General features: G+C 71.4%; 8 protein-coding genes. All 8 read left to right on the top strand.

Features of this window, described 5'->3' with window-relative positions; all coding sequences use genetic code 11:
• The first annotated feature begins 217 nt into the window (after positions 1-217).
• Positions 218-2,401, top strand: coding sequence for an IPTL-CTERM sorting domain-containing protein (locus RT282_RS01495; protein ID WP_313311357.1), 2,184 nt, complete (start codon positions 218-220; stop codon positions 2,399-2,401).
• 90 nt (positions 2,402-2,491) lie between these two features.
• Positions 2,492-5,344, top strand: a complete 2,853-nt coding sequence (locus tag RT282_RS01490) for an IPTL-CTERM sorting domain-containing protein (protein WP_313311355.1) — start codon at positions 2,492-2,494, stop codon at positions 5,342-5,344.
• Between the two features lie 58 nt (positions 5,345-5,402).
• Entirely contained in the window at positions 5,403-5,897 is a 495-nt protein-coding gene (locus RT282_RS01485; protein ID WP_313311353.1) for a cytochrome C, read from the top strand.
• Positions 5,898-6,103: 206 nt separating this feature from the next.
• A complete protein-coding gene (gene tkt, locus RT282_RS01480) occupies positions 6,104-8,161 on the top strand; it encodes a transketolase (RefSeq protein WP_313311351.1) in 2,058 nt (685 codons plus the stop codon).
• 45 nt (positions 8,162-8,206) lie between these two features.
• Positions 8,207-9,208 carry a type I glyceraldehyde-3-phosphate dehydrogenase gene (gene gap, locus RT282_RS01475; protein WP_313311349.1) on the top strand — a complete coding sequence of 334 codons (1,002 nt, stop codon included), beginning with the start codon at positions 8,207-8,209 and terminating at the stop codon, positions 9,206-9,208.
• Positions 9,209-9,376: 168 nt separating this feature from the next.
• On the top strand, positions 9,377-10,378 hold the full coding sequence (locus tag RT282_RS01470) for a L,D-transpeptidase (protein WP_313311348.1): 1,002 nt from the start codon (positions 9,377-9,379) through the stop codon (positions 10,376-10,378).
• 5 nt (positions 10,379-10,383) lie between these two features.
• Complete coding sequence (locus tag RT282_RS01465) at positions 10,384-10,986, top strand: M23 family metallopeptidase (RefSeq protein WP_313311346.1); 603 nt, start codon at positions 10,384-10,386, stop codon at positions 10,984-10,986.
• A 287-nt stretch (positions 10,987-11,273) separates the two neighbouring features.
• A complete protein-coding gene (locus tag RT282_RS01460) occupies positions 11,274-11,759 on the top strand; it encodes a DUF4398 domain-containing protein (RefSeq protein WP_312756551.1) in 486 nt (161 codons plus the stop codon).

The raw sequence follows: 11,759 nt of genomic DNA, 5'->3' as shown, positions 1-11,759 counted from the left end.
CGATAGGCAGGCACGGCGCCCTTTTCAAGAATCGGCCCAGGCCCAGCAAGGGCCGTTTTTTTCGCTGAAGGAAACGCTCGCATGAACCCGATCGCATGGGCCGAAGCGGCCCGGCGCGTCCTGGAGACGTCCGCCGCCTACCTGCAACTGGCAGGCAGCACAGGGCCGCACCGCGCGCACCCGTAACCCGCAAACCGAGAGCCACGAGGACACATCCATGACCTTTCCCGCAACCGCCGCGCCGGTGCCCCACCCGCGGCGCTGGCACGCCGGCGCGCTGGCCCTGGCGCTTGCCGCCGCGCTGGGCAGCAGCGCCGCGTGGGCCGCTATTCCCCCCACCGAGAGGGCCGCGCTGACAGACCTCTACAGCAGCGCCGACGGCGCCCACTGGCGCAACAACGCCAACTGGATGGGCGCTGTCGGCACCGAGTGCACCTGGGCGGGCGTGACCTGCGACGCGGCGCAATCGCACGTGACCGCGCTGAAGCTGAACTTCAACAGCCTCAAGGGCAGCGTGCCGGCCTCGCTGGGCAACCTGACCGCGCTCACGGCGCTCAACCTGCGGCAAAACGAGCTGAGCGGCCCCATTCCCCCGCTGGCCGCGATGACGGAACTCGTGAGCCTCGACCTGGGCAGCAACACGTTCAGCGGCCCCATTCCTTCGCTGGCGGGCTTGGGCAAGCTCGAGACCTTCGAGGTCCAGGGCGGGGAGCTGACGGGCGGAACGCCCGCGCTGACCGGCTTGGCCAAGCTGCGCGTGTTCAACGTCAGCGGCAACCGGCTCGACGGGCAGATCGGCCCCATGGCGGGCGCTGCGGCGCTGGAGGAGTTCAATGCCAACACCAACCAGCTGACTGGCGCCATTCCCGACCTGAGCGCTCTGGCCGCACTCAGGCTCTTCACCGCCACCAACAACCGGCTCACCTCGATCACGGCACTCGCCGGCCTGGCGAATCTGGACAGCTTCATCGTCTCCAGCAACCAGCTGGGCGGCGCGATCCCGCCGCTCACCGGCCTGGCCCGGCTGCGCAGCTTTCACGTCGAATACAACCAGTTGAGGGGGCCCCTTCCGGCGCTGACCGGCCTGGCCAATCTCGAGAATTTCTATGTGCACGACAACCAGCTGACCGGACAGATCCCGTCGCTGGACGGCCTGGCCAAGCTGCGCTTTTTGCACATCCAGAACAACCAGCTGGTCGGCTCGCCGCCCATGCCGCCGAACAGCACCCTGTCGGCGGTGATGTGCAAGAACCCCCTGCGCAACAGCCCCGACCCCGCCATCAACCAGGCCTGGGACAACGCCGTCACCGGCAACGGCCCCTGGGCCGATGGCTGCACCGGCAGCTGGGACGTGACGCCCACGGTGCGCGATGCGCGCACGGGCGACCCCATCACCGACGGCAGCACCGGCACCGTTTCGCCCGGCACCGTGCAGATCCTGCCCGCCGGGGCCACGGTGCAGTTCACGCTGACGCCCGCGCCCGGCTACCACCTGTTCACCACCTTCAGCCGCACCTGCCCGGGCACGCTCAGCGGCAACGTCTTCACCGCCGGCCCGTTGACGGCCAACTGCGCGATCGACCCCGTGTTCGTCAAGGACGCTGCGGGGCCGCAGGACGGCCTGTGCGGCAGCGACGACGGACAGGTCCTGAGCACGCCGCCCAGCAACCTGTGCCGCGCCGGCACGCCCGGCGTGCTGTCGGGCTCGGGGCCGTGGAGCTGGTCGTGCGCCGGCACCGGCGGGGGCGCCACGGCGCAGTGCTCGGCGCAAAAGGCGGGCGGCCAGGGCTGGCTGGTGACGGCCGTGGTCAACGGCACGGGCGGCACCGCCGCGCCGGCCACGCAGACCGTCGCCACTGGCGCGCGCGCCAGCATCACCGCCGCGCCGCAGCGCAGCTACATGCTGATTGACGCCAATGGCTGCGGCGCCACGTTCTCGGGCAACGCCGTGACCACGGCGGCCGTCACCGCTGCCTGCACCGTGGAGCTGAGCTTCGCCCTGGCCGAGGACACCGCCACGCGCTTTCTGAGCGTGCTGCCGGCTGCGCCGCGGGTGGGCGAAGACGTGGTCGCGCGCGTGGCCGTGGAAGTCGGCGACACGCCGCTGGCCAGCGCCAGCGTGGCCATCAGCGGCGGCGGCGCCTCGTGCACGGCGCAGCTCGACGCCGCCGGCACGGGCCAGTGCACCCTGCGCTTTCCCGCCGCCGGCCAGCACACGCTCACCGCCCTCTACGCCGGCGACGTGGCGCGGCGTTACCTGCCCTCCAGCGCCACGCACACGCTGAGTGTCGCCGCCGCGGCCGGCGGCGTGCAGCCGGTGCCCACGCTGGCCGAGTGGAGCCTGGCCCTGCTGGCCGCGCTCACCGGGCTGATGGCGGCACGCCACCTGCGCCGGCCCTGACGCACGGACGAAAGTTTGGTGAAAAAGGGCTGCGGCGCTTTCAAGCAAAGCGCCCGCAGCTATCAAAAATATAGCAAACGGAAATCCTTCATGTCCTCCTCCCTCTGGAATGCCATGGCCCGGCACGCACTGCACGCCGCCGTGCTGTGTCTGGGCGTGGCCACCACCGCGCAGGCTGACGGCTGGCGCGCCGCTGGCAGTTTTGGCGGCGAACGCGCCAGCCATACCACCACGCAACTGGGCGACGGCCGCGTGCTCGTCGCAGGCGGGCGAAGCGGGGGCACCCCGCTGGCCACCACGCAGCTCTACGACCCGGCCACGGGCCGCTGGAGCGGCGGGCCGGCCCTGCCCGGCCCGCGCGCCGACCACACCGCCACGCCGCTGGCCAACGGCACCGTGCTGCTCGCGGGCGGCCATACCGGCAGCGCATCGACCAGCGCCGCCGCCACGTTCGACCCGCGCACCGGCACCGTCACCCCCGCCGAAGCGATGAACCTGCGCCGCAGCCGGCACACCGCCACGCTGCTGCACGACGGGCGCGTGCTGGTGGCAGGCGGGCAGGGCACTGCCGGACAGGAAGCGCTGCGGTCCGCGGAAATCTACGACCCCGCCACGCGCACCTGGGCAAGCGCCGGCTCCATGCCCGGCATGGGCAAGCGCCAGCACACCGCCACGCTGCTGGCCACAGGCCGCGTCCTGCTCGTGGGAGGGCTGGACAACGGCATCAGCGCCGACGCTGCCGTCCTGGTCTGGAACCCCACAGACGCCACCTGGACCGTCGCCGCTCCGCTGCCCGACGGCCCGCGCCTGGACCACACCGCCACGCTGCTGCCCGACGGCCGCGTGCTGGTCGCAGGCGGCCGGGGCAGCGGCAACGTCGCGGTGGGCACGACGCAGTTGTACGACCCCGCCAGCAACACCTGGAGCGCCTGCGCCGTGCTGCAAGCCGCCCGCGAGCGGCACGCGGCGGCGCTGCTGCCGGGCGGCCGAGTGCTGCTCATGGGCGGCGAAGCGGGCAATACGCCGCTGGCCGCCAGCGAAGTCGTCGACCCTGGCACCTGCAACGCCAGCAGCCTGCCGCCCATGGCGCAGGCGCGCACCCGCTCCGGCGCGCTGCTGCTGCACACGGGCGAGGTGCTGGTGGCGGGCGGCGACGGCACCCCCGGGCCACTGGCCAGCGCCGAGCGGTTCTCGGCCGATGCGCTAGTGCCCGAGGTCACGGGCGCGCTGCCCGCGCTGCGCCAGGACCACCGCGCCACGCTGTTGCGCGACGGCTCGGTGCTCGTGACCGGCGGCCTGGTCGCCAGCGGCGGCTCTGCCGCGCCTGGAAATTCCACCCTGCGCTACGACGCCGGGACGGGCCAGTGGCAAGGCGCGGCGCCGATGGCGCGGGCGCGCAGTTATCACAGCCAGACCCTGCTGGCCGATGGCCGCGTGCTGGTCGCCGGAGGCTCCTCGGTGCCTGCCAGTGCCGAGCTGTACGACAGCGCCACCCTGCAGTGGAGCGCCGCGCCCGACCTGGCGCACGGGCGCTGGGCGCACACTGCGACCTTGCTGCCCAGCGGCAGCGTGCTCGTGGCCGGTGGCACCAACAGCGGCAACGTGGCGCAAGCCGAACTCTACGACCCCGCCGCGAACGCCTGGCGCGCGGCCGGCGCCCTGCTCATGCCGCGCTACGGCCATACGGCCACGCTGCTGGCCGACGGGCGGGTGATGGTGGCCGGGGGCAACGCCCTGACCAGCCAGGGCACCGCCTCGGTGGAGTTCTACAACCCCGCCACCGCCACCTGGACAGCCGGCCCCGCCATGCAAGAGGCGCGCAACCAGCACAGCGCCACGCTGCTGGCCGACGGGCGCGTGCTGGTCGCCGGCGGGCATGCCGGTGGCGCGGGCTACCTCGCCAGCGCCGAGATCTACGACCCGGCCACGAACGCCTGGCACAGCGCCGCCAGCCTGCAACAGGCGCGCAACTTGCACACCGCCACCTTGCTGCCTGACGGGCGGGTGCTGGTCACCGGGGGCGGCTACAACGGCGCCAACCTGAGCAGCGCCGAGGTGTACGACCCCGAGTCAGGTACCTGGCAGCCGGCAGGCACCATGCCGCAAGGGCGCGGCAACCACACCGCCACGCTGCTGGCCAACGGGCGCGTGCTGGTGGCGGGCGGGCTGAACAGCCACTCAGCCCCCGCGCTGCTGTATGGCCGAGCGAGCGCCGCAGGCAATGCCCACGGCCCCCGCATCACGTCGTCGTCCACCCCGGTGGCTCCCTCAGAGGCACTGGAGCTGTCGGGCCTGCGCCTCGTCGGCGCCAGCGAAGCCAGCGGCGGCGCCACCCAGCAGTCGGCCACGCGCCTGCCGCTGGTGCGCCTGCAAGGCGAGGGCGATGGCGCCGTGGTGTGGCTGCCGATCGCCCGCGCCGTGCCAAGCGGCGGGCAAACCCTGGTGACCACCCACCCGCTGCCGCCGGGCACGGCCCCCGGCCCGTACCGCGCCACGGTGTACGTGAGCGGCATGGCGTCCGACGCGGTGCCGGTCCGCGTGCTGGCGGCGGGCGCACCGAACGCCCCCACGGGCGTGACGGCCACGCCCGGCAACGCGCAGATCACCGTGTCGTGGCAGGCGCCTGCCGGCGGCACGCCGCCCACCAGCTACACCGTCACGGCCCAGCCCGGCGGTGCCAGCTGCACCGTGCAGGCGCCGGCCACCAGTTGCACCGTGACGGGGCTGACCAATGGCACCGCCTACACATTCACCGTCACCGCCAACAACGCTGGCGGCAGCGCCTCGGCACCGCCCACGGGCGGCGTGACGCCCGCGCCTGCGCCCGGCGGCGGGGGCGGGCCCGGCGGTGTACAGGGCATTCCCACGCTGTCGGATTGGGGCGTGCTGGCGCTCGCCGCTTTGATGCTGCTGGCAGGACTGCGCGCGCGCCGCTTCGCTTGAACTATCGAAATGAGAGCTGCCGGCGCTTGACTGGCAAGCACCGGAGGCCGAAAACACCATGAAACCATCCACCTCTTTCCTGCACACCCTGCTGGGCGCCTGCGCCCTGGCCGCGCCGCTGGCCGGCCTGTGCGCGCCACCGTCGACAACTGCGCAGATCGAGCGCGGCCGCTACCTCGTCACCATCGGCGGCTGCAACGACTGCCATACGCCGGGCTACGGCGCCTCCGGCGGCAAGGTGCCCGAGAAGGAATGGCTCACCGGCGACACGCTCGGCTACCGCGGCCCCTGGGGCACGACCTACGCCACCAACCTGCGCCGGCTGGTGGCGGGCATGAACGAGCCGCAATGGCTGGCCATGGCGCAGCACCAGCCCATGCGTCCGCCCATGCCCTGGCCGGCGCTGCGGGCGATGAGCGCGCAAGACCTGCGGGCTGTCTACCAGCTCATCCGCTGGCTGGGCCCGCAGGGGGACGCCGCGCCGCCCTATCTGCCGCCGGGCCAGGCGCCACAGGGCCCGGTGGTGGTCTTCCCGGCGCCGCCGGGAACATAGTCCGAGAGCTGGCCCGGCTCAGGCTCCTGCTCGCTGCGCGGGTAGCGCTGCTGTCGGTGGCGAAAGGGACCGCACCGCAGCCGATCTTGTGCCGGCGGTCCGCGTCGTGAGCCAAGCGCGCTAAACCTCAGCAGCGGCCTGTGCGCACCTGCCCCGTAAAATCACGGGTTTGCACCAACTCAAGCGCCCGCCAGGGGCCCGCCGACATGGCCAACTCTCAACAGATGGCGAATGCGATCCGCGCACTCGCAATGGATGCCGTTCAACAGGCCAACTCCGGCCACCCCGGCGCCCCCATGGGCATGGCCGACATGGCCGTCGCGCTGTGGGGCCGGCACCTCAAGCACAACCCGGCCAACCCGCTGTGGGCCGACCGCGACCGCTTCGTGCTGTCCAATGGCCATGCCTCGATGCTGCTGTACGCGGTGCTGCACCTGACGGGCTACGACCTGCCCATCGAAGAGCTGAAGAACTTCCGCCAGCTGCACAGCCGGACCGCCGGCCACCCCGAGCACGGCATCACCCCCGGCGTGGAGACCACCACCGGCCCGCTGGGCCAGGGCATCACCAACGCCGTGGGCTTTGCCCTGGCCGAAAAGCTGCTGGCCAAGGAATTCAACCGCGACGGCCACACGGTGGTGGACCACCACACCTACGTCTTCCTGGGCGACGGCTGCCTGATGGAGGGCATCAGCCAGGAGGCGCTGTCGCTGGCCGGCGCGTGGAAGCTGAACAAGCTGATCGCCCTGTACGACGACAACGGCATCAGCATCGACGGCCAGGTGGCGCCCTGGTTCGTGGACGACACGCCCGCGCGGCTGCGCGCCTGCGGCTGGAACGTGATCGGCCCGGTGGACGGGCACGACGCCGAGGCCGTGCAGGAGGCCATCGCCCTGGCCAAGAACAGCACCGACAAGCCCAGCTTCATCGTCTGCAAGACGGCCATCGGCCGCGGCTCGCCCAACCGCGCGAACACCGCCAAGGCGCACGGCGAGCCGCTGGGCGCCGACGAGATCACTCTCACGCGCAACGCCATCGGCTGGAGCCACCAGCCCTTTGACATCCCCGCCGAGGTGTACGCCGACTGGAGCGCCCGGGACGCGGGCGCGCAGGCGCAGGCCGACTGGCAGCAGCGCTTTGACGCCTACGCCGCCGCGCACCCCGAGCTGGCCGCCGAGTTCACGCGCCGCATGGCCGGCGACCTGCCCAAGCACTTCGCCCAGGCCGCCGTGGACCTGGTGGTGGGTGCGCACACCGCCGCGCAGACCGTCGCCAGCCGCAAGGCCAGCCAGCTGGCGCTGGAGGCCTTCACCGCCAGCCTGCCCGAACTGCTGGGCGGCAGCGCCGACCTCACCGGCTCCAACCTGACCAACACCAAGAGCACGCCGGCGCTGCGCTTCGACGATGCCGGCGAGGTGATGCAGGTGGAAGTGGCCGTGGGCGAGCAGACCGTGCACGTCGGCGGGCGCCACATCAACTACGGCGTGCGCGAGTTCGGCATGGCCGCCATCATGAACGGCATCGCCCTGCATGGCGGCTTCATCCCTTACGGCGGCACCTTCCTCACCTTCAGCGACTACAGCCGCAACGCCATCCGCATGGCCGCGCTGATGAAGCTGCGCGTGGTGCACGTGTTCACGCACGACTCCATCGGCCTGGGCGAGGACGGCCCCACGCACCAGTCGATCGAGCACGTCGCCAGCCTGCGCCTGATTCCGAACCTGGACGTCTGGCGCCCAGCGGACACGGCCGAGACCGCCGTGGCCTGGAGCGTGGCCCTGTCCAACCGCGACAAGCCCACCGTGCTGGCCCTGTCGCGCCAGAACCTGGCCTACGCGCCCAAGCGCGACCTGGGCGACATCTCGCGCGGCGCCTACATCCTTGCCGAACCGCAGGACGCGGGCCTGCGCAAGAAGGCCCAGGCCGTGATCATCGCCACCGGCTCCGAGGTGCAGCTGGCCCTGGCCGCGCAGAAGCTGCTGGCCGAGCGCAAGATCGCCGTGCGCGTGGTCTCCATGCCCAGCACCACCACCTTCGACCGCGAAGACGTGCGCTACAAGCGCCTGGTGCTGCCCGAGGGCCTGCCGCGCGTCGCCGTGGAGATGGGCGTGACCGACTTCTGGTGGAAGTACGGCTGCGCCGCCGTCGTGGGCATCGACACCTTCGGCGAATCGGCCCCGGCGCCGGTGCTGTTCAAGCACTTCGGCTTCACGCCCGAGAACGTGGCCGACACGGTGCAAGCCGCGCTGCGCCGCCGCAAGTAAGTCCTTTCACTTTTCGCATTTCGCAACTCCAGGAGCTTCATTGCCATGACGATCAAGATCGGTATCAACGGCTTCGGCCGCATCGGGCGCAACGTGCTGCGCTCTGCCGTGCAGAACTTCTCCGACATCGAGGTCGTTGCCATCAACGATCTGCTGGAGCCGGACTACCTGGCCTACATGCTCCAGTACGACAGCGTGCACGGCCGCTTCAAGGGCGAGGTCTCGGTCGAGGGCAACACGCTCGTCGTCAACGGCAAGAAGATCCGCCTGACGCAGGAGCGCGACCCGGCCAACCTGAAGTGGAACGAGGTCGGCGCCGACATCGTCATCGAGTCCACCGGCCTGTTCCTGGACAAGGCCAGCGCCGACAAGCACCTGGCCGCCGGCGCCAAGAAGGTGCTGCTGTCGGCCCCCTCCAAGGACGACACGCCGATGTTCGTCTTCGGCGTGAACGACAAGGAATACGCCGGCCAGACCGTCATCTCCAACGCCTCCTGCACCACCAACTGCCTGGCCCCCGTGGCCAAGGTGCTGCATGACAAGTGGGGCATCAAGCGCGGCCTGATGACCACCGTGCATGCCGCTACCGCCACGCAAAAGACCGTGGACGGCCCGAGCAACAAGGACTGGCGCGGCGGCCGCGGCATCCTGGAGAACATCATCCCCAGCAGCACCGGCGCGGCCAAGGCCGTGGGCGTGGTGCTGCCCGCGCTCAAGGGCAAGCTCACGGGCATGTCCTTCCGCGTGCCGACCTCCGACGTGTCGGTGGTCGACCTGACGGTGGAGCTGGAAAAGGACGCGTCGTACGACGAGATCAAGGCCGAGATGAAGGCCCAGTCGCAGGGCGCCCTGAAGGGCATCCTGGGCTACACCGAGGACAAGGTGGTGGCCACCGACTTCCGTGGCGAGACCTGCACCTCGGTGTTCGACGCCGACGCCGGCATCGCCCTGGACAAGACCTTCGTGAAGATCGTGTCCTGGTACGACAACGAGTGGGGCTACTCCAACAAGTGCCTGGAGATGGTGCGCGTGATGGCTTCCAAGTAAGCCGCGCCCACCGGCACCCCGGCAGCCCGCTGCCCGCAACGCGCCCTTCGGGGCGCGTTTTCGTTGGCGCCGCAGCGGACGGCGCGGCGCAGGCGTTTCCTACAGCCCGGGCGCGGCCGAGTGGCGACACTGCGGGGCATCTTTTTTGCCTTCCATCCCTGCCCCGCCATGACGCTTTCCCGCCGCTTCCTGCTTGCCTCCGCCATCGCCATCGGGGTGGCGCCCCCGGCCTGGGCCCGTGCGGCGCGCGACGGCGCCGCCGCACTGGACTTCGACACCTTCAATGCCGCCAGCGACACGCCGGCGCTGGCGCAGGGCGCGCGCTCGGCCGCCGTGGCACGCGCGCAGATCCTGCTGGACCGCGCGTGGTTCTCGCCCGGCGAGATCGACGGCCAGTTTGGCAAGAACATGCAGCGCATGGTGGCCGCCTTCCAGCGCGCCCACGGCCTGAAGAGCAGCGGCCGCATCGACGAGGCCACCTGGCAGGCCCTGCGCCAGGCCAGCGACGCGCCGCTGCTCACGCGCTACACCGTCACCGAGCAGGACGCCGCCGGCCCCTTCGAGGCCACGCCCGCCGACGTGGCCGAGCGTGCCCGGCTCAAGGCCCTGCCCTACGAGTCGGTTGAGGAGATGCTGGGCGAGCGCTTCCACGTCAGCCCGCAGTACCTGAAGCGCCTGAACCCGGACGCGAAGATCGCCGCCGGCAGCGAGATCGTGGTGCCCAATGTGCGCGAAGCCAAGGCGCCCACGCGCCTGGCGCAGCGCATCGAGATCGACAAGGGCGAGCGCGTGCTGTTCGTGCTGGACCAGGACGGCCAGCCCGCGGCCGGCTTTCCCATCAGCATCGGCAACGAGGCCAACGACCCGCTGCCGCTGGGCCGCATGGCCATCAAGAACGCGGCCGAGAACCCCAGCTTCACCTTCGACCCCCAACTGCTCAAGACGGCCCCCAAGGATGCGCAAAAGGCCGAGCTGCCGCCCGGGCCCAACAACCCCGTGGGCACCATCTGGCTGGGCCTGACCAAGCCGCACTGGGGCATCCACGGCACGCCGGACCCGGCCAAGGTCGGGCATTCGGAGAGCAACGGCTGCATCCACCTGACCAACTGGGACGCCGAGCGCCTGGCCCGGGTCATCAAGGTGGGCGCCCAGGTCGAGGTGAAGGCCTGAAAACCGTGGTGCGGGACCGTCGGCGCACCGCCCTCGCCCTCACCCTGCTGGCAGCCGCCGCGCCGCTGCTGCCCGCCCATGCGGGCCAGTGCGCGCCGGCCGGCAGCGCCCCGGCGGCGCCGGCCCTGGCCACGCCGGCAGACCATCCCCTGCCGCAAGACACCGCCGCCCTGGCGCTGCGCCGGCTCACGCTGCCGGTGCAGGGCGTGCAGCCCCAGGACCTGGCCGACACCTTCAGCCAGGCGCGCAGCCAGGGCCGTCGGCACGACGCCATCGACATCCTGGCGCCCGCCGGCACGCCGGTGCTGGCCGTGGAGGACGGGCGCATCGCCAAGCTGTTCCTGAGCAAGCCCGGCGGCATCACCATCTACCAGTTCGACCCCTGCGAGCAATACAGCTACTACTACGCGCACCTGGAGCGCTACGCCGACGGCCTGCGCGAGGGCCAGCAGGTGCGCCGCGGCCAGGTTATCGGCTATGTGGGCAGCAGCGGCAACGCCAGCGCGCAGGCGCCGCACCTGCACTTCGCCATCGCCCGCCTGCCGGCTGACAAGGCGTGGTGGAAGGGCGACGCGATCAACCCGCACCCGGTGCTGCGCGGCCCCTAGGCCCGGGCCTCTGCCGGCTGCATTCCCCTTCACTTTTCGCTATTCAATCAATAGCTGCTGGCGCTTGTCCAGAAAGCGCTGGAGGCTGTTTTGGCCTGCATTCCCAGTCGGACTTGGCCCACGCCCGCTGCTGCGCTGTGCCTACGGGGCATCCGGCGGGCGGGTTTCCATAATTTTCTTCAACGGTGCCATGGCGCGGCAGCATCCACGCTCTGCGCCCACCGGCACATCCGTGCCCCGCCCCCGTGGCGTGCGGCTTGTGATTCAACCCCGTTGGAGTCTTCCCCATGCCCACTACTTCCTCCCTTTTGCGAACGGCTTCGGCCGCACTGGCACTGGGTGCCTTGGCCGCGTGCTCGTCCACCCCCAAGCCCACCGAGGAGATGGCCGTCGGCCGCGCCGCCGTCGAGCGCGTGACGGCCATGCCCGAGGTGGCGGCCAACGCCCCCGTGGAGATGCAGCGCGCCCGTGACAAGTGGCTGCAGGCCGAGCGCGCCATGTCCAACAAGGACTACAAGGAAGCCCGCCGCCTGGCCACCGAGGCCGAGGCCGAGGCGCGCCTGGCCGAGTCCAAGGCCGAGGCGGTGGACAACGCCCGCACGCTGCAGGAGGTGCAGGGCAGCATCCGCTCGCTGCAGCGCGAGATCGACTACCGCGCGCGCACCTCGGCCACGCCGGTGGCCGTGCCGGTGCCGGTTCCTGTACCGACGCCCGCCCCGGCTGGCACCACGACGACCACCACCATCACGACGACGCCCGCGCCCGCACGCTAA

The organism is Pulveribacter sp., from assembly GCF_032079985.1.
Lineage (GTDB): Bacteria > Pseudomonadota > Gammaproteobacteria > Burkholderiales > Burkholderiaceae_C > Melaminivora.
The sequence above is the reverse complement of the archived record's forward strand: the minus strand, read 5'-3'. Positions and strand labels throughout refer to the sequence as shown.